The following is a 20,222-nucleotide window of genomic DNA, read 5'->3' on the forward strand; positions in this document are numbered from 1 at the left end:
TTATGATAAAAAATGCTGTATTACCTTATCGTATAAATCTAGAGAGCTTTTAATAGGCTGTGATCTTTGAAGATCTGATTGAAGGATAATAGCTTAAGGGTCCTTAAAGCCCCTATTGGATAGGGGCTTTTGAAGTTTTTTAAGTCTATGAATGAGCATCTACTTGAGTGCTTAACGAAGTGAGAGAGGAATGCCACACCGTTTTTTCTTAGAAGAGAATTTAAAAAAAGGGCAACAGCTTCTTGATGAGGGATGTGCCGGGGAAATTGTATTTTCTGGGGGCACTTATCAAGTAGAGGTGAAAGTGGGTAAAGACACCTTCTGGCCTTTTCTTCAAGTGTCAGATAGCTGTGAACTCAAGGACCACTTTTGCACCTGTGATCACACAGAAGATCAAACAGGCTGTATCCATGAGGCAGCAGCATGGATCCGGATTTTTAATCATCAGACTGAGCCTTTACATATCCGTTTTCAACACTCTTTATGGAGCGCGCTTTGCCGTCTTGCGATGAGGCGGCATGGAGAAGATCCTGAAGGGTTACAAAGGGTGTCAGATCACACCTTTTATGCGAATTCTCCAATAGGAAAAAAGCTTTTTTCAGTTGAGGCTAAAACCCCTACAGGAAAAAAACAATTAAAAACCCTCATTGCGGAAAGAAAGAAAGAAACAGAAGAAACCTCTCTGAAGTTTTCTAATTTAGACCCCGAAGAGCTCTCCCTTTGGAAGGCAGGGATGCCAACTCCTGAGCTCTCCTTTGAGCTCTCTTTTTGGTCAGATATTGCCAAGGGGTGCTTTCAAGAGCAAGAAGAAAATCAGCCGTATCAGATCCGTTTTGGAGGGGATTTAACGACACTTCCCAAAGAGATGGTGATTGAATTTACCCATCTCAAGTTTTTCTTCTATATCGCAGAGGCCAACTGGCCAGGCCTGATCCCCGCTCTTTTAACCGTTAACTCTCCTTTAGAGGTGCAAAAAACATCTGATCAACAAATTAAAAAAATTAATTACGATGAAAAAGAGCAAGCGTTTCATCTTGATCTTTGTCTAGATTCTGCAAGAAGAGATCAGAAGAGTTGTCAACTCATAGGAGAGTGGATTTACATTCCAGGACAAGGGTTTATCCCCTCTTATGTCGATCCTCTTTTGAAAGAAAAGGTGATTTCTTCAAATCATATCGGAGAGTTTTTACATAAGCACCATTTTTTACTGAAAAATCATCTGGAAGGGGCTCTGATTCATGAAGAGATGATACCTGTAAAATACCACCTTGCCTTTAATGAAGAAAATGCGCTTGTGATCACAGGATATCTCTTTGAAAAAGGGGATTTAGAAGAAGAGAGAGCTGGGCAATTTGGCTCTTGGGCCTATCTTCCAGAAAAAGGTTTTTTTCAGCTAGATCAGGTGCTTTTTCCTAAAGCACAAACCGTTATTTCTGCTGAAGAAGTGTCTTCTTTTGTTTCTCGCCATCGCCACTGGCTTCATGGATATGAAGGGTTTGAAACGCATATCACCTGCATTGATTCAGCTCTTGGGTATGAGCTGACTCAAGAGGGGCTTAAATTTCAATCCAAGCTTGATTTCATTGATCAAGGAGAGGCAGTCATTGATTTTCCTGAGTGGATTTACATTAAAGGAAGAGGGTTTTATGCCAAAGATCAGATGCGCGTATCTCCTTTTTTAAAACCGAATTTAATGATTAAAAAAGAATGCATCAATCAGTTCATCAAAGATCATAAAGAAGAACTTGAATCGGTTAACGGCTTTTTTACAGAGCACTCTCCTGTCCATTCGTCAGGACTTAAAATCGCATTAAATCAAAATAATAAGATTGAAGTGTCTCCTTTTTACCATTTTTATCCGGGCGTGAAAAGTGAAGAGGTGAGTTTATTTGCAGACTACTCATTTGTTAAAGGGCAAGGGTTTGCTCCTATACCTCCGCAGATGAAGCTCCCCTCTCCTTATTTTCAACCTCTTGAGATTGATGATCAAACAGAGCCGTATTTTGTCGCCTATGAAATCGATGCTTTAAGACCGTATATCATGGATTTTGATGTGAGGCTTCAAAAACCAGATACGCTTGAGCTTAAACTTGAGCTGCTCTCTCAAGAAAAAGAGGGGTATTGGTCAGTTAAGCTTCTTTATCAAACAGCTATTGGAGAGTTACTCCCTTATGATATTTGGAAAGCGTTAGGAGAAGGAAAACGGTATCTTTTCTCATCAGCTGGGCTCATTATTTTAAAATCTTCTCGGTTTAATTGGCTGAAAAATTTACCTAAAAAAAGGTGGCTAAAAAAAGGAGAGCTCATCTCACTAACTACCTTAGAGCTTTTGCATCTTTTAGCTTTAGATCCAACGCTACCTCCAGAAGATGAGGCAAGTTTGATATTGTGGAAAAGATTGCAGTTGATGGAGCCGTCAACACCTCCTTGTATCAACGGGCTTAAAAGTACCCTTCGTCCTTATCAGTTAGCAGGTCTCAAGTGGTTATGGTTTCTTCACTCCTACGGCCTCTCTGGCCTTCTCTGTGATGAAATGGGTCTTGGGAAAACGCACCAAGCGATGGCGCTTTTAGTGGCAGCTCTTCATGAAGATAAAGAGGGTAAATTTCTTGTCGTCTGTCCCACATCGGTGATTTTTCACTGGCAAGATCTTTTGGAGAGGTTTTTACCGCATTTAAGAATTTGTATTTATTACGGCGCTCAAAGAACATTAGAAGATTTTCAGGAAAAATTTGATCTTCTCCTCACATCTTATGGAACGCTTCGGTCTCAAAAAGAAGGACTTGGGGATCTTCCTTTTTCCATTGCGATCTTTGATGAAATTCAAACCGCTAAAAATCACCACTCTCAAACCCATAAAGCGCTAAAAAACATCCAAGTCAAAACCCGGATTGGGTTAACAGGAACTCCGATTGAAAACCATCTTCTTGAGCTTAAAGCGCTCTTTGATGTCGTGCTTCCAGGTTATATGCCTACAGAAACGGTCTATAAAGAACTGTTTGTCCATCCAATTGAAAAGCAGCAAGATCCTGAGAAAAAACAGATGCTGGCAAGACTCATCCAGCCGTTTGTTTTAAGACGAAAAAAAACAGAGGTGCTCTTAGAGCTTCCAGAAAAAGTGGAATCCATTGCTTACGCGCCGCTTTCAGAAGAGCAAAAAAAACTGTATCAAGAGGTGTATCTAGCTTCTAAAGATCAGCTTCTTCCTATGCTACATGATGTGAGTAAGCCAGCTCCTTATCTGCATGTATTTGCGCTTTTAACCAAGCTGAAACAGATTTGTAACCACCCAGCGCTCTATTTAAATCAAGAAAGTAGTTATCAAAAGCACGCTTCTGGAAAGTGGGATTTATTTGTAGATCTTTTACAACAAACGAGGATGAGCGGTCAAAAGCTTGTTGTGTTTTCTCAATATTTAGGAATGATTGATATCATTGAACACTATCTTAAACAAGAAAACATTCAATACGCCTCCATTAGGGGCTCTACACGGGACCGTAAAGAGCAAGTGGAGCGGTTTAAAAACGATCCTCAGTGTGAAATTTTTGTAGGGTCTTTACAAGCTGCAGGGGTGGGTATTGATCTCATTTCTGCCTCAGTGCTGATTCATTACGACAGATGGTGGAATCCTGCAAAAGAAAATCAAGCGACAGACCGTATTCACCGCATGGGGCAGTGTAGGGGCGTTCAGGTGTTTAAAATGATTACCCGGTCTACCTTAGAAGAAAAAATACACCACCTCATTGAAAGAAAGCTCACTCTTGTAGAAGATATTTTAGGGTATGATGATCAAGCGGTCATTAAAACCCTTAGCCGCGATGAGCTGATTCGTCTTTTACAACTGATTGAAACCCATCATGAAGAATAACACCGCTTTCTTTTGAAACAAATCAAGAGGGTTACTGACTGAATAAAAAACCTTACATTTATAACAAAATTTTTGTTTTTATTTTAAATTATCTGAAAAAGAGATACACTCTCTTTCCTTAAGAATGGATAAGATGTGAGACATAAAATTAAGTTAGCTTTGGTCGGTAGACCAAATGTGGGAAAGTCAGCGCTTTTTAATAGGCTTTGCCGCAAAAGAATCTCCATTGTGGATGATGAAGAAGGGACAACAAGAGATCGAATCTATGGAGAGACAGAGGTTTTTGGACATCTTATCGACGTGATTGATACGGGAGGGATTGCTTTAGACCCTAACCTACCTTTCCAAGAGGGAATTCAAAAACAAGTAGCCCTTGCTTTAGAAGAAGCAGACACTGTTGTAATGGTTGTAGATGGAAAAGCAGGCGTCACTCCTGCTGATGAATTTGTCGCAAGACTTCTCATGAAAAAAGGGAAAACACTCACTCTTGCGGTCAATAAAGTAGATGACTACTCCATGATGCAAGAAGCTTATGAGTTTTACGCTCTAGGGATTGAAAATGTGATCGGGGTATCTGCTCTTCACGGCCTGCATTTAGCAGAACTTTTAGAAACAGCGCTTCAAGGACTTGAGTTAGAAGAACTAGAAGAAATAGAGTCTTCCCGGATTAAAGTGGCAATTGTTGGAAGACCAAATGTTGGGAAATCCACCATCATTAACCATCTTCTTGCAGAAGAGAGATCGGTCGTCAGTCCTGTTGCAGGAACGACAAGAGATGCCATTGATGCAGATATTACCTTAAATGGCGTTGAGATGACGCTCATTGATACAGCAGGGATTCGGCGCAAAAAATCTGAACATGAAGTGGTGGATAAATTTGCAGCGATTCGCACAGCACAAGCGATTGAAAGAGCAGACATCTGTGTGCTTGTGATTGAAGGACCAGAAGGGCTCACTGCGCAAGATAAAAAGATTGCAAGTCTTATTGAAGAGAGCGGGAAAGGGTGCATTTTGATTTTCAATAAGTGGGATCTCATTCAAGGGTTTCGGATGGAGCACTGCTTAAAATCAGTGCAATATGAAGCTAGCTTCCTCATTCACTGCCCCATCATTTTTGCCTCAGCGCATACAGGAAGAAATTTAGATAAGCTTCCGCATCTCATTCAAGAGGTGAGAAAATATCAGACTGAGCGCATCACAACAGGTCAGCTGAATAAATTCATTGAAAGAACCATTCAGCTCTATCACCCTCCGATGATTCAAGGAAAGCGGCTCCGTATTTACTACATGACGCATGTGGAGACGCAGCCTCCGACATTTGTATTATTTGTAAACTATCCAACGCTGATGTTAGAGACGTATAAACGGTATTTAATTCGGTGCTTTAGAAAGCAGTATAAGTTTACAGGAAACCCGATTCTCTTTGTGTTAAAACATAGGTCAAGAGCGGGAAGTCAAACGATTAAAGATTCAGCTATAGAAGTGCCTCACTTGCAAGAAACAGAAACCTTTGAAGAAAGTGAAGAGTTTGAAGAGCCTTTAGAACACGGCGATTTCGAGTAACTCTTTTTCTCTATGAACCCCTTCCCTTACCGGGGAGGGTCTATTTTCCATATTTTTCTATGAATATATCTTGTTCTATAGACCCACGGGTCGCTATTTTCTCGTAATAACCTGTCACATCCCATAATATACCCTTTAAAAAAGCCATGTTTTTGAATGGCTTGGAGCATATAGGTGGAGCTTGACGGTCTAAAATGGCTTCTTGGACCATCAACAGGAGATATCACCTGTTGATGAAATACAATCACCCTTTTCATGCCATAAGCTAGGGGAGAAAGAGAACTAGCTGTCTGCTGAGAGGACTTTTTCCTAGGAAAGAAAGAGAGATCGCTATCTTTTCCCCAAGGCTCTTCATACCCAGGAAGCGAAAACAAAGAGAGCGGTAAGAAAAATAAAAACAGTTTAAAAACCATAGCTTAACATAAAAATAGGGAAATATTTGTATTCATTCATCATAGGGATGGCATACGCTTCATAAACCCTTTCATTATACAGCTTCACTTCATCTTTAACACCGTGAATACCTCCAAAGTACCATCCTGCTTCAAATCCGGCTAAGATGAGGCCAAGGGCTGTGTTATGGTGCTGAAAGCTATAGACTGAGCCCCAGGTAAATAAGGTATTGAGTAAGAAAGCGGTGATGGCAGATTGCTTTTGATTCAGATAAAGATAGCCAGATCCGGGAAGTATAGCGTTTAGAAGCTGCGCTTTTGAAGACGATTTTTTATGCTGAAAAAAACCTGTTAGCACCGTTTTGATTTCTGGATGATCTTCTTGAGTCTCTAATAAAAAGGGAAAGTCAGCTGTTCTTAGCGCCTCTATGATGAGGAGTTTATCAGCAACTAAAGGGCAGTAAGACTCCATGTATTTAATCAAGGTTTCTTTTTTTTCTTCTTTACCTAGCTGTAAGCTAGAGTCATACAGCATCACCAAAAGATCTTGATACGGCTTAAAAAGAGGGGTGGTAGTTTTTAGAGGAGATAGTTCAAATTGATTTAAGACACTTTGATATTTACCTCCTAGATAATAGCTAAGACACACCATGTAATTCAGTTCTAAAAGCCTTGTCGTCTCTTGAGAAGGGAGTAAAAATGCAGCTCTTTTAAAGGCTGTCATCGCTTGGTAAAGATCTAGCTCTTTGGCAAACCCTTTTCCGATCTTACATTCATTTGCCCACTCTTCTTTTTGCTCCATAGGAGATAGAGGCGTTAATGAAGAGGGAAGAGATTTAAGGTAGGTGTCTTGCACATGGATTTGAATCTGCGGCTCAAGTCTCTCTTCAGGGTGAAAACATCCGCTTAATATGAGAGAGGTAGCAGTAAGAGGCGTAAAAAGAGAGGAGAGTATAGTTTTACGGAGAAAAGAAAATAGCATCATCATACCCTCTAAAAAAGTTCTTAAGGAGTGTAGCATACAATATTTAGAAGAATTCGTCTAACTTCCATTGAAAACACAACAATTTGAGGGGTATTTTTGAGATAACCGTCATAAAATTTAAGCCTATTTTTCTTGATTTTTAAGAGAAGAGCTTACTAGGAAAATTTCAATGCCTAAAATTTGGACTTTTTCGTTCAATGAGGAGATGGAAAATAACTCACCCCCTGTTTTATGCTGATAAAATTAAAAGTCGTTAACCCATTTTATTCAAGGAGCTTTTTATGTTAGCTATTGCAAAGTACTTGATTCCAGCGGAGTTTCCAGCAGGGATTTCAGTGATAAAATATTGTTTAGGAAAAAGTTCTCACCTCTCTTTCATGGATAAAAAGATTGCAGCTGCTGCTTTTACCGCTTTTATTGGGATTCATGTATTAGACTATTTGGATGCAAAGCAAGATGAAAAAGGGGGAAAAGAAGGTATGTTTCTTGTGAGTGCAGCACTTGCTGCATTTCCTCTGACAGCTGCCTACAGCATTTCTTATATTTTGATCTCTTCTGAAATCCCTCACTTAACAAAAGAGCCTCTATTTTCACGTCAGTGGATGTTATCGATGGCTAAAGTGCTCATGATTGTCAGCTTACTTAGCGCTCCTATGGTTCAGCGAAGAGAAAATTTTATAGAGCAGATGGGCAAGATGCTTGGGTAAATGTCTCTTTGATCTAGAGAAGAGATCAAAGCACTTTCCCCACGAGTTACTTGTCATTTTTGATATCCATGGAGGCGTATTTCCCTTTTTTTTTGAAAAAAGTCCTTTTATTAAAAAAAATTAGCAGGTGTTTTTCAGGGCATTTCTGAAAGGTTCCCTGAATTTTATATGTATTGTATAATGGATACCGCTATATTTTTACATTTACTGTATGAAAAGGAGTTTTTCATGTTAGCTATTGCAAAATACTTGATCCCAGCTGAAATTCCAGCAGGGATTGCTGTAATAAAATATTGTTTAGGAAAAAGTGCTTACCTTTCTTCTACGGATAAAAAATTAGCAACAGTGGCTTTGATAGCTTTAGGAAGTTTTTCTTTATTTACCTATTTAGAAAAGCGGTATAAGGAAAAAGATAAAGATTGGCCAACAGAATGGATGAATTTTTCGGTTGTTACGGGATTTGCGATGTTTCCTGTTGTGGGATCTTACTTTGTCATTTACTCCATGCTGGCTTCTTATATTTCTAATATCACACAAGAGTCTCTATTTTCCCGTGAATGGACTTTTTCAGTAGCTAAAGTCATCACTTTAATGAGCCTCCTTAGCGCTCCTTCTATTCAACTAAGAAATCAAATTATAAATAAATATTTGCAATCGTGATGGATCTCTTTTTAGATCTCACGCATTTTGCACTGAGATTGAGTGATGAAGAAGGTTTTGTTCTCTTAAGGTTCATTATCAATATCTTTAATCATATCAATTCCTGAATCAAAATCTTCTTTTAGAAAGGTTTGAGAGGCAGCTTCTTTATACTTATTTTCTTGATTTTGTGTAATCAGTTTGTACTCTTCATAGGTATTAACAATATGCGGTCTCATAAAAATAATCACATTGTGCTTACTCATGATACGGTCATTTTCAGAGAAAAAGGCTCCAATCATAGGAAGACCGCCAAGGCAGGGAATCCCGGATTTAAATCTCGCTTTTGAGTCTCTAACCATTCCGCTTAACACAACAAAGTGTTTATCAGGAACATGCACCTTCGTATTCATTGTGGTATGACTTGTGGTAATCCCTGTGATTTGACTTGTAGAAGATCCTGTTGCATTCACCTGCCCAATGCTTGGCTGACTAATCACTTCGCTAATATCATTAGAGATATCAAGAGTGACGATGTCATTACTCCCAATGGTGGGTGTCACCGTGAGATTAAATCCAATATCGCGGTATTCGATATTAGAAGAAGAGGATAAGATATTAGAATCTGTTGTCACAAGCGATCCAATGAAGGGGATATTAGAGCCTACAAAAATGGAAGAGGTTTGGTTATCTTGTGTAATGATTTGAGGGTTAAGGACCACTGTGCTATCGGTATCTGTTTGAAGAGCGTTCACTAAGCTTCCTAAAGAGAGAAACGACTTTCCTTTATGAAAAATCAAATCTCCAATCACACCTAAATCAAACCCGTTGACAAACGGGATATTGGTAGGAGAGGGGGGCATCGCTTGCAGAGCTGTTTGTAAACTGGGTATTATTCCTGAAGAGGGCCCTTTGGTAAAAGAGTTAGGAGAAGAGAGGGGGAAATTTCCACTTGCTACAGAAAATTTGTTCAGGTATTGCAAGTTACCGCCCCACTGCAGCCCAAAATTTTGGGTGTTTGTGAGATCGGTTTCAATCACAAGCACTTCAATAAACACCTGTCTTAAAGGGACATCTAAACTTTGCATGAGCTCTTGAAGTTTATTTAAAGAGTTATCTTGACCTGAGGCAAGAAGAGAGTTTGTGACCTTAATCCACTGAAGAGAGTTAATGGCACTTAAAAGATTTTGCCCTCCAACTGAACTATTTTGAGCTAGATCTAACCCGATTTGTTTAAGCGCTGTTAAGATTTCACTGCCTTGATGATATTGCAGCTTATAGATGAGAAAAGAGCTATTATCAATGGTTTCAATGACTCCAGAAGACTCTTCAGGAAGTGAGGGAACATCAAATCTCCCGAGGAGCTCTTCGACACTTTTAATCGAGGTTAAACTCCCTGAAATGATGAGCGATCTTGTTCTTGGAATCCACTTTAAATGAGATATTGTGTCAAATAACTCCTTATTCACAATCCCTGTAGAGATAAGGCTTGTTTGAAACTCATCTAGCATTTGGATGAGATCAGAGCCGCTATGATGAAGCGGGGTATACACCACAAAATGGTTTTGTCTATCTGTTTCAGGGGCTTCAATGAGTATAGAGGTATCTAGGTCTTTAACCATGCTCTCTACTTTCTTTAAAATTTCAGGATCTCCTGTAAAAAGAAGGGAGTTAGTGGATTTAATGTATTTAAGATCGGTAATGACCTCAAGCTCTTCAGGAGCTAGTACGCCTTCTTGCCCAAGCTGACTTCCTAAATCTTTGAGCGCTGCAATGAGCTCTAAGGCAGGAGCGTTTTGAATCTTATAAATCAAAAAGGTGTCTTGTCCTAAATTTTGCACCACATTATTGGTAGGGACAGGAACATCAATTTGAGCAATCACTTCCTTAATTTTTTGCAAGGTCTCTTCATGACCTGTAAAGACGACCGTTTGAGTGGATTCAATGTATTGCGCTTTATCAATCGCGATAAGTAATGAAGACTCTATAAACTCTGAAGACCGAAGTGTTGTGCCAATGTCTTTGAGGGTCATTAAAAAGACAGGCGGCGTTAAAAAGAGCGGCTTATAAATAAAAAATGTATTTTTACGTAGAGCTGCAGGATCAGAACAGGGAAAATCAAATTCAGAGATTAATACTTTAGCTTGCTCAATGCTAGACGCTTTTCCTTTAAGTAAAATCGAATTATTCTCTGGAATCCATGTGGCTTCTTCTAACGTTTGAATCAGTTTGAGATGCGTCTGTCCTGAACTCTCTAGATTTTTGGCCACTTTCTTTAAGTTATTAAGAATAGAGCTGCCCTCTGCCTCTTTTAGCTTATAAATAAAAAAAGTGGTGGCTTCTTGTTCAGAAAAAGAGGCTTTTGCATGATCCAAAGAGGTGACAATCGCTTCTAACCGGCCAAGCGTTGAGGGCGCCCCTGAAAAGACCATGGCGTTAGCAAGGGGCATCCACTGCATGGTTTTCACAGCCTCTGCCATGAGAGGATCGCTATAGCCACTTGTGCTTAAGTGCCCCATCAGTTCATTAAACGCTTGATAGAGTTCCTCTCCGTTATGGTAGTTAGGGTGATAGATGAAAATTTGCTGAGCTCCATCAGACGTATCAAGAGAATCAAAAATTTTGAGAAATTCGGCAATTTTGGCTAAAGAGCCGTCCGTTCCTGTAAATATTAACGAGTTAGATTCTTTAATCAGTTGTAAAGAGCTGATCGCCTCAATTAACTTCTCATCAGGGAGGTGAGATTTTTTCAAATCCATCATCACCTGATGAAAAGAGTTTTTCAGCTGAAGAGGATCTGCAAATTTAATTTTATAAATGAATGCATGCGTTTGTAAAGAAACCGTGTCTGTTGGAGCCCCCCTGGTATCGATAAGAGGCATCATTTTTTTGAGCTTATCTAAGGTGTCTTCATCTCCTAAGAATAAAATCGAATTTGAGTCTTTAATCCATTTGGCTGTTGCAAGAGAATCGGTGAGCTTACGTGATCCTCCTTGCTTCTCAATTTGCGCTTCAAGGTCTTTCAAAGAAATGAGAAAGTCGTTTCCTTTTTTGTGTTGAAGGGTATAGAGAAAAACCGATAAATGGTGCTGGAGGCGGCTCTCTTCTTGTGACGCTTTAGAATCGAGATTTTTCAAAAGAAGAAGCGATTTTTCAATGAGGTGAGGAGCTGAGACAATGAAAATGGTTCCTGTATCTTCTCTTGGGATAAAAAGGAGCGTAGTGCCTTCTGCTAAGGGAGATAAAATTTGCGTAGCTGTTTTAATGATCTCGTCAATATCCCCATAGTGAATTTGATAAGAACTCACCTCATAAGGTGTATAGGGCGTATCAATGGAGCTTAAAAGAGAGGCAATTTTATCAAGATTTGTCACAATGTCTGTCACGATGATTTGTCTTGTCTCAGGAGATATTTCTAAAAGAGCTGAATCTGAAAGCATGGGCTTAATGACAGAGGCAATGGTATTTACACTAGCATTTTTAACCGGAAATATTTTTGTTGCAAGCGGGGAGGCGCAGTGATGTGGCGGCGTATCTTCGTTAATGACTGTCGCTAACTGAGAAACATTTCTCACAGATGTGATGAGTAAATTCCCCTCTTGTTCTAAGACGACAAGGTTATGAACTCTTAAGATTTGAATGAGTGTCGAGGTGATATTACGAGGAGATAGAGGCTCTTCAGAGACAATGGTCACATTAAAATTGAGCTCATCTTCATTAAAAATAAAATTCAAATGGGTAATTTTACTCACAAACCGAACATAAGCTGCTGCAGAAATGCTGTTAAAATTAATCGTATAAGTGTCTTCTCGGTGATCTAACTGCCCAAGAGGAGAAGAGGCTTTAGAGGTCAAAGAAACGAGAGTTGGATAATACTCCTCTTTTACAAATGAAGCGTCATGAGAGAGCAAGCTGTGGTGTAGCAGCAGCAGCCCAAAGGCAGCTGTTAGCTTCTGACTAAGTTTTGAAGACACCTGAAAAATGAGTTTGTCTAAGGAAAATTTTTTCTGCATAGGTATTAAAATGCCATCCTAAAAGAGATGGTTTTTATTGTAAAAGCAAACTTTAATTAAGATGTTAAGTCGTTATGAATGAGGTGCTTATATGATCATAAAATGGGTATTATTTCTAGAAATTTTTTAATCTAGAGAATCAAGATCCCCTTTTAGAGGAAGTTTTTCTTCACAGTCTTACTAGAGACGCATGCTCTTTATGAAATTTAAGTGTTGACTCATGCCCTTAAGTAGGTCATCCACGATGAACTTCCTTTTTTTACACCCTTTCTAGGGTCCATGAAGTTATTCTCTTTCTCAAAAATTCCATCTACTTAATTGTTAAATCAGAGCTGGCTATACATTTTGAGGAGAGGATATTTCAAAAGAAGTTTACTTTTGGCATTTATTGAAAAGAATATTATCATAAATTTTATTCACACTGCCATGCATTCCATAGGAGGCTATGATGACCATTCGATCCCGTTCTTCAAGTCATGAAAATTTACTTCTTTCAGAGGTTTCAAAAGAAAACCCTTCTTTAGAAAATGCTTTACATGCTTCATCTGTGAAGAAAATTAAAAGCGCTTCTATAGAGGCTTTTCAGACAGGAGAGGAGAATATTTCTCAAGGATCAGCTTTAGTCCAAAAAGACCGTGATTATGCTCTCATGAATGATCCTGATACCTTGATAATAAAGATCCGGCACATTACTACAGAAAGATGGATCAAGGCCATAGATGATGAGCCTAATAATGGGATTTTAGTCTTTAACTACGGAAGAATGCACCCTTTTTTAACTCGGGATTATGGTAAAGAAAGAGATCTGAATTACCAAGACTGTATTTATGAGCTATTGAATAGAAGTGATACTTTACATAGATACGTCTGCATGGAGCAAGAGGAAATTTTCAAGGAAGCAGCAAAGAGAGATTTTCAAGGGAAATGCATCTATAAACAGTTGGCTAAAGAATATCAGTTCATCAACTACACAGTTCTTGAAGAATTTACTTATCCTAATGGATATCAAGGAACACTTAGTGTCACTAAGGAAGTAGATAATTTCCTTAAATTGATTGAACTCTATCCAAATGATGACATGAACTACGCTTTATTAGGGAAAGTAGTAAGGTATTATTTGATGCTTAATGAGCGTCTAGAAGACCCGGGGGAAAAGGATTGGGTAGAAAAAAAAGTCTTCTCTCTCCCCGGTATTAACAAAGAAGAAGATCTTTATCTTAAAGCGCTTGAGCTCAATCCTTATAATGATGAAGCTTATGTAGGACTTGGACTTATTAAAATAGCAAGACATCATCGTGAGGTGACAGATCTTTTTCTCAAAGCGTTTCAAATGAATCCTAGTAACTTAGAAGCTGCGATATTACATTTAGATGAAGTGGAAAAATTTTCAATTCATAGAGATGAAAGGAATAGATTTTTAAGCCGTAGAGGAGGAGAGCAGAGCGTTCAAGATGAGACCATACAATTTTCAGACGACACTATTACAACGACTTGTATAGCGATTGAAAAAGCCATTTCCTCTGCTGCTCACTATTTAGTCACAGCTCCTCATTGGGATAGCTGGTACCGGCTTGAAACTATAGATAAATCCAAAAAATATCTTTCAATTATTTTAAAAAAGTTTATAGTTTCTTCTCTTGAAAAGCATATTAAACGGCAGGCTTTACAATGCTTTATGTATGCACAAGAGTGTAGCTATGATAGTCAAAATATAAAGAAAATTGCAAATATTTTACTATTGATAAGTAGAACGCATTTGGTTGATCCTGATGAGGATCTAAGGTGGATAAGATATTTTTGTTACGATTTTGCTGAATGCTATCCAGTTTCTATTCATATGGCTTCCGCATTTGCGGAGTTTCTTAAAGCACATTTCCCTCATGATGAAATCCATGTAAAAAAACTTATTTCCTCTTTTACCGAGATAATTAATGATAACAACAAACATTCCCCTTTTGCCTATTATCATTTAGCAACATTGATATCTTCTCATGAAACTCTTGAGATTAAGGGGCAAAAATTCACTCAGTTAGAGCTTTATAAGAAGGCAGCATGGGGTGTATACGACAAGATATATAATGCGCAGGGTAAACAATGGACTCTTGATACAGCTATTCAGGTATTAGGACACTACGCGCAAACTTTAGAAGAAGATGAGGCAGAGAGAGATCAACAAGATTTCTTGTCTTTGAAGGGGGAAAAGGCCTCTCCTATGACCAAGAAAAACATCTATTTAAAAATTTTATCCCTGGGACATCAATCAGCTTGGACCTATTTTTACTTAGGTACAATATTTAAAAATCCTCTAGAGATTGGAGGGAAGAGATTCAACTCACCAAAAGAGCTATTTTTAATGGCTCTTGATCTCGATGCCTATCATAAAGAGACCTACTACCATCTAGGTCATCTCGTATCTTTAGAAAAAAGTATCACTTTATTAAATGGGGCTACATTTACTCCTCAACAACTTTATACAAGAGCGATTCAACTAGGTATTCAAAAAGCTGATGCTTATTTCAAAGCAGCGAATTTGATGAAAGAAGGTCAGGCGATTCTTCTATTTGATAGAGTGACTTACTTATCCAAGATTGATTTACTTTTTAAAGCATTTTCTATTGATATGGAATCTTCTTACTACTTAAACCAAATCGCATTGCATCTTAAAAAACAAAAATCTGTTAGAAGTATGACGATTGAGTGAAAGGTGTGTATACGCTTGATCAGGTAAATTGCAAAATAATTAACCCTGCTCTCATTGAACCATTTAAGGGCTAAAATGCCGTTGTTGATTGTTTAGGCATCTCTTTGACTAGTTCTAAAGTGTAGGTAGTCATTGAATAAAAGCTTAAGGGCCTTAAGGTTAAAAATACCCCCTTTAATTAAAAGAGATATTTTTAACCTTCTACAAGAATATAGATTTCACTCAAAAATTTCCTATCGACAAGGTTGGCTCTTCTCATTTCCATGGGATAAGAGAGACTTATGAGTGAATAGAAAATAGGTCGTTACTTCTGTACTTAGAAGATGAGTTAAACTTTTTTTCTACCATCTCCACGTTAGGCCTACCTCTACATCATACGCATGACTTAAGCTAAAATCTGTGGTATATCCTGTACTTCCATAAAGAGATAGCGCCTCTCTTAAAACCGCATCTACCCCTACATTAAACTCTCCCCACGATTTAGGTTGTTTTAAGGAAAAGGGAGTAGAGCTTCCTTGAGGATCAAAAATAGCTTCTGAACCTCCAAGCCATTCATGATAGCTGCTTCCTCTTGCCCAAATCGAGATAGGTTTTTCTGATAGGGGCCAATCTTTACCAACTCTTACGCCTAGCCGTGTGACAAAGGAAGATATGTTTTTGAGTTTAACACGGCTATTCCCTTCAGAAAAGGAGTGTAAATGCATGAGCTGTGAAATCATTTGCACTTCTGGCTCAATGAAAAATCCTAGATTCATTTGAAAAGGAATGCCCCCTTCTAAAGACCCTGTCATGCTAAAGCCCGTTGTTTTAGCTTGGCTTTTTAAAGCAGCTGACTGAGTACGGTAATAGCTTCCTTGAATCACAGCATCTAGATACTCTCTTGAAGGGCCAAAGTGGGTCCAATAGGTAGCAGCTGACTGGATAACCATTTTATTTTTACCAGATGGAGCTCCTTCTGGTAAAATGTGACTTGCTGCTTCTCCTAAAGCTCCGTACACACCGACATCATCTTGATGTCCATTTTGATGCCTTTTAGATAAGAGAGTAGCTCCTACTTGAAAGGTTTGATTGGTATAGGAAGACCTGCCTTTTTGGATAGCAGTCCCGTGATACGTTTGATGCGCATCTCCTTTTTGATAGCTATACCGACTCCATAATGTAGAACTCTCTTCTCTTGGTAAAGCCCCCATTCTTTCATGAAATGTATCAATGAGTGATAAATTGTAGCTAAGTGCGTTAGAGGGAAGCGCTGCATAAAGAGATGTGTGATCGGTGTTTTCCTCTAGCTGAAGGCTCCAAATATGCCAAAAGGGGTCGTGAGGATCGTACTGAAAGGTGTAGTTATACCCCTCTGCGTTCATGAACTCATCCAAAACAAACGCTCCCTCATCTAAGGACTCAGATTTTGCTACTTTTATAAGAGGAATGGTGTGGCTTAAAACCATCCCTTGAGGAGCGCCTTGATTACGAAGGGTAAGCGTTGTAGGATTGGTTGCTGTATAGTGATTTACTGTCATTAAGTCAGAAGCGGAGTTGTTAAATCCAAGCGCTGTATTTAAAATGACATTCCCTCCCATTCCTTGATATTCCTCAATTTCAAGAAGAGTAGCTCCGGCATCTGTGATAGGAGCCATTTCAATCGTACCTCTTTGATGATTCACAAGATCTATGGAAGAGCTCCCTGTTACCTCCCATAAACTGTTTTGATGAATTTCTAATTGAACAATAGGTTTTAGTTCCTCTGATCTTTTTCCCTTCCAAGAGGTGTCATTTAAAAGAGAGATATGGATATTTCCTTCCCCTTCTAAATCTCCTGTTAAAGAAGCGTTATCAGATGCGTAGATATTCACTAAGCTATCTTTTGTTGCGTGACATAAAGGGGTTTTTAGATGGGGACTGATCACTGAACTTCTCTCAAAAGATGCCTCTAGCTGGGAATGATCGGCATAAATGAGATGGGTAAAATCCCCTTCGACTAAACCATCTGTCATCTTAAAAGAGTTACGTTCATTCTCTAATGTAGTGCCTGAGTAAATGGCCGGATAAATAGCTTCTTCAGAGAGTCTTAAGGCTCTTTGTTCATGCCCTCTTTTGCTTAAAGTTTGTGGGCCTTTTATCGTTGATGCATTCAGGTTAATGGAGGAGCTATGGCTTAGTCTCACACCTGTAGCATTAGGCTGTGAAAAATGCATATTCACGCTATTTAAGGTAATGGATGAGCCCCTATCTATTGCCTCCATTCCTAGTGAAAGAGGGGCACCAATGATCATATCCATATTACTCATCTCAATGCTTCCTTTAGAATCTGCATAAAGACCATAAGAAGAATCAGATGGCTCAAGACCATTAACCATCATGTTGAATACACTCTTAGGAGAAGAGCTTTCTATTTCCCCCATGAGGTTAACAACTCCTCCGTGACTTGCACAAACTCCTGTCCCGGCTCCCCCATTTAGTGAAATAGAAGTTCCCTGAAAATTAATGATGGAGGGTGTAGAGTCATTATCCATTCCCTTTGCATATAATCCATAAAAGTAATGACCACTTAGATCAATAGAAGCTGTGCTTAATTGAATATTTCCTCCATCTTCTGCAAAAGCTCCATGGGCTGTATTAGAGCTTTGATCTTTTATGGCAACATGGATATCTGTACATGTCATTGTTGATGGCTTATTATCCTCTACCCCGCTTGCAACGAGTCCATAACAATTATCTGTCTGCCCGCTCATCCAAATGCTAGAACTTGTTAAGTTAAGATTTCCTCCGCTTTTTGCAGCAGCTCCCGCGCCCCCGCCTGAAGAGTTTACCTGAATATCAGATTGACCCAATTGAATCTTCCCTCCATTTCCAGCAAAAGCTCCTATTCCTGCATTTCCATTTAGCGTAATAGAATCTGCCTGGAAGTCAATTGTGGATGGGGTAGAAGCATTTCCCTTCCCTCTCGCATATAATCCATAAAAGTTATTACCTTGTAGATCGATAGATGTTGTGCTTAATTGAACACATCCTCCAATTTCTGCAGCAGCTCCATATACCGTATTGATAGGATCTTCTGATGATTGGATATGAGTCCCTTGGCATATAATGGTTGAGGGATTTCCGTTATTATCTATTCCTCTTGCAGATAATCCATAGGATTGATTGAAACTGTCTTTTGCTACGAGATTGATCGTAGAGTTATTTAAACTCACATATGCTCCACTTGCTGAAGTAGCTCCTATTCCTATGGTTGAACTCTCTACATGAATATCAGCTGATTCATATGTAATTGCTGATGGAGTAGCATTTGTATATAGGCCTCTTGCATTTAATCCGTAGACATTTACTCCCTTTAAACTCATCGGGCAATTCAGGAGCCTAATGATCCCTCCACTAGCTGCAGCGACTCCTTGACTACTTATCGCTTTATCTTCTATATTGATTTTTGTTTTTTCAATGTCAATGCTAGCTCCGTTAGTGGCCTGAATAACTCCCCCGTCTGAGGAAGCATACCCTCCCTCAATGTTAGAAAAGATAGGGGCATTATTTTTAATAACCGTCATGCCCTTATTTGTTCCAACTATGGCAGATGAACGAAAATTACGCATTTTTAAAGAACCATCAGGGGGATTAATAGAGATGGTTAATTCGCCTCCATTATTATCAATACATGTATTACTTAATAAAATAGGCTGAATCTGTACTGGTCCCTCAACAAGTTTATCTATAGGGTCTCCTTGAAAAACCCATATTGTTCCCCAGATTTCTTCAGAGGGAGAAGCTGTCTCTATATCTCCCCAAAGAGAGTGAGGAGCGATTAAACAGATTCCAAATGCAAGGGATAGGACTGAATATTTTCTCTCTTTTGTCATGGGAGGCCTTTTTTAAGTTTAACCTTTATTCCATAACCTCTTTATGTAATAAAATAAATATTTTTTTATTTTTAATATATGTTTGAGTGATCACTTCCTCTTCTTTTCTATGAAGAAGAAGGCTTATGGAAGCCCTTTAGATCAAAAATCTAGGTTGCGATATTGGATGAATTTTTTGTGCTCTATCCAAAAAGCTGCGGTGAAGGGAATTAGAAAGGAGACTTAAGTGAGGATGTGATGGGCCCTATACCTCCCAGACAGGAGGAAATTGCTATTAATGCAGCTAAAAAGGGGGAGAGTTTTAAGAAAAAAGAAACAGTTTAAAGGGCTCAATAGAGTCTTCTTCATGCATCTCTAAACATTTTCCTAACAAATAATTTTTATTGTTGGATAAGAGATCAAGCATGAGTTTATCTTTTATGCTTTCTAAGGAAGAAGAGCATTCTCTTTCAAAAATTCCTTTTAACCAATCAAAAAGCTCCTCTTGCGAAGAACTCTTTTGAATCACGTTTCTTAAGACATTCAAGAATACAATTTTTTCTAAAATGGAATGAGAAAGTTCTGGCCAAGAAATTTGAATGGGAGAGGGGCTAAGTCTATTACTCAGCATCATCTTTGGAGTTAAAGTGTCTATTTGGTTTTGAATCGTAGCCACAGGGAGTTGATGAGGCGCAAAAGCTATCTGTTCATCCCACTCTGATTCAAATAGATGATGAAACGATTGATCAGAAGCTCTTTCTAGATACGGTAGAAGATACTCTTTGACTTTGTTTAAGAATAAAGCAATATCGTCTTCTTGAAGAGAGATTGAATCAGACTCAATAGGAGGCTGTTGATAGAGGGATGTGCTTGAAGAAGATGACCTATACCCTTGCATCGGAGGGGATTGAACAAAATTTTGGAAGTGAGGGAGGTCTTCCACGATGACAAGAGGCTCTTCAGGAGGCAGGTTTTTTTGAGTCTCTCCTAGATCAGAAGGGAAGAGAAATCCTACGATGAGGGCTCCTAAAAAAAGAAGAGCGCAATCTGTTACTTTTTGGATCAGAGTATTTAATCTAGGGTACGAGGGATTGGTGTAGATAAAGATATTTCCTAGTAAAAGTAGTCCTAGTAAAGGAAGAGGATTTTCAATAAGACCTTTAAAATTTTTCCATATCACATGAGTTTTATGTGTAGAAGAATCTGAATGCTCAGGCCTTATAGAAAAAGAGGGGGAAAGATTTTCAGAAGGAGAGGAAGAAAAAGATCTACTGTCTGATATAGATTCATAGTGATTATTTAAACAAGAGGGATTTTGCCCCTTGTTTTGAGATGCATGGATCTCTTTAACAGGGGGTTGAGGAGAATAAATACAGTAAGAAAAAAAATTATAAATTGCATTTGATGATAACATTTTTCATCCCTCGCTCTTTGTTACGCAAGTTTAATCTAATTTGGATTAAAATAAAATGAATAAAAATGAACTGTATTGTAGTCATTAACACTCTTTATTGATAAACAATA

Annotated in this window: 10 protein-coding genes; 5 read left to right on the top strand and 5 right to left on the bottom strand. The window is 38.7% G+C overall.

Features of this window, described 5'->3' with window-relative positions; all coding sequences use genetic code 11:
* Positions 1-190: 190 nt before the first annotated feature.
* Entirely contained in the window at positions 191-3,868 is a 3,678-nt protein-coding gene (locus ACI7T6_RS00160; RefSeq protein ID WP_404665578.1) for a DEAD/DEAH box helicase, read from the top strand.
* Between the two features lie 135 nt (positions 3,869-4,003).
* Positions 4,004-5,431, top strand: coding sequence for a ribosome biogenesis GTPase Der (der, locus tag ACI7T6_RS00165; RefSeq protein ID WP_404665579.1), 1,428 nt, complete (start codon positions 4,004-4,006; stop codon positions 5,429-5,431).
* A 26-nt stretch (positions 5,432-5,457) separates the two neighbouring features.
* On the opposite strand, the gene yidD is transcribed toward der, so the two are convergent.
* Both yidD and ACI7T6_RS00175 read right to left on the bottom strand, forming a co-directional pair.
* Entirely contained in the window at positions 5,458-5,844 is a 387-nt protein-coding gene (gene yidD / locus ACI7T6_RS00170; RefSeq protein WP_404665580.1) for a membrane protein insertion efficiency factor YidD, read from the bottom strand.
* Entirely contained in the window at positions 5,834-6,805 is a 972-nt protein-coding gene (locus tag ACI7T6_RS00175) for a hypothetical protein (protein WP_404665581.1), read from the bottom strand. Before ACI7T6_RS00175 ends, yidD begins: the two co-directional genes overlap by 11 nt.
* A 284-nt stretch (positions 6,806-7,089) precedes the next feature.
* Between ACI7T6_RS00175 and ACI7T6_RS00180 the strand changes: the two genes are divergently transcribed.
* Both ACI7T6_RS00180 and ACI7T6_RS00185 read left to right on the top strand, forming a co-directional pair.
* Positions 7,090-7,515: a hypothetical protein gene (locus ACI7T6_RS00180; RefSeq protein WP_404665582.1), complete on the top strand. Its 426-nt coding sequence runs from the start codon at positions 7,090-7,092 to the stop codon at positions 7,513-7,515.
* A gap of 228 nt (positions 7,516-7,743) precedes the next feature.
* Complete coding sequence (locus tag ACI7T6_RS00185; protein ID WP_404665583.1) at positions 7,744-8,175, top strand: hypothetical protein; 432 nt, start codon at positions 7,744-7,746, stop codon at positions 8,173-8,175.
* A gap of 65 nt (positions 8,176-8,240) precedes the next feature.
* On the opposite strand, the gene ACI7T6_RS00190 is transcribed toward ACI7T6_RS00185, so the two are convergent.
* Entirely contained in the window at positions 8,241-12,167 is a 3,927-nt protein-coding gene (locus tag ACI7T6_RS00190) for a secretin N-terminal domain-containing protein (protein WP_404665584.1), read from the bottom strand.
* Between the two features lie 448 nt (positions 12,168-12,615).
* Here ACI7T6_RS00190 and ACI7T6_RS00195 point away from each other — a divergent pair, with 448 nt between their 5' ends.
* Positions 12,616-14,868 carry a hypothetical protein gene (locus ACI7T6_RS00195; protein WP_404665585.1) on the top strand — a complete coding sequence of 751 codons (2,253 nt, stop codon included), beginning with the start codon at positions 12,616-12,618 and terminating at the stop codon, positions 14,866-14,868.
* 341 nt (positions 14,869-15,209) lie between these two features.
* Here ACI7T6_RS00195 and ACI7T6_RS00200 read toward each other — a convergent pair whose 3' ends face one another.
* Positions 15,210-18,719 carry an autotransporter outer membrane beta-barrel domain-containing protein gene (locus tag ACI7T6_RS00200; RefSeq protein WP_404665586.1) on the bottom strand — a complete coding sequence of 1,170 codons (3,510 nt, stop codon included), beginning with the start codon at positions 18,717-18,719 and terminating at the stop codon, positions 15,210-15,212.
* Positions 18,720-19,020: 301 nt separating this feature from the next.
* The gene (locus ACI7T6_RS00205; RefSeq protein WP_404665587.1) at positions 19,021-20,112 is read right to left on the bottom strand and encodes a hypothetical protein; all 1,092 of its coding nucleotides are present in this window, start codon (positions 20,110-20,112) and stop codon (positions 19,021-19,023) included.
* Positions 20,113-20,222 lie beyond the last annotated feature (110 nt).

Source organism: Rhabdochlamydiaceae symbiont of Dictyostelium giganteum (assembly GCF_964291045.1).
GTDB lineage: Bacteria > Chlamydiota > Chlamydiia > Chlamydiales > Rhabdochlamydiaceae > PALSA-1444.

What these genes read in the sequence shown, in the direction of transcription:
- yidD (WP_404665580.1), bottom strand. Translation starts at nt 5,844, where the DNA reads ATGGTTTTTAAACTGTTTTTATTTTTCTTACCGCTCTCTTTGTTTTCG.
- ACI7T6_RS00195 (WP_404665585.1), top strand. Translation starts at nt 12,616, where the DNA reads ATGACCATTCGATCCCGTTCTTCAAGTCATGAAAATTTACTTCTTTCA.
- ACI7T6_RS00200 (WP_404665586.1), bottom strand. Translation starts at nt 18,719, where the DNA reads ATGACAAAAGAGAGAAAATATTCAGTCCTATCCCTTGCATTTGGAATC.
- ACI7T6_RS00175 (WP_404665581.1), bottom strand. Translation starts at nt 6,805, where the DNA reads ATGCTATTTTCTTTTCTCCGTAAAACTATACTCTCCTCTCTTTTTACG.
- ACI7T6_RS00180 (WP_404665582.1), top strand. Translation starts at nt 7,090, where the DNA reads ATGTTAGCTATTGCAAAGTACTTGATTCCAGCGGAGTTTCCAGCAGGG.
- ACI7T6_RS00190 (WP_404665584.1), bottom strand. Translation starts at nt 12,167, where the DNA reads ATGCAGAAAAAATTTTCCTTAGACAAACTCATTTTTCAGGTGTCTTCA.
- ACI7T6_RS00185 (WP_404665583.1), top strand. Translation starts at nt 7,744, where the DNA reads ATGTTAGCTATTGCAAAATACTTGATCCCAGCTGAAATTCCAGCAGGG.
- ACI7T6_RS00205 (WP_404665587.1), bottom strand. Translation starts at nt 20,112, where the DNA reads ATGTTATCATCAAATGCAATTTATAATTTTTTTTCTTACTGTATTTAT.
- ACI7T6_RS00160 (WP_404665578.1), top strand. Translation starts at nt 191, where the DNA reads ATGCCACACCGTTTTTTCTTAGAAGAGAATTTAAAAAAAGGGCAACAG.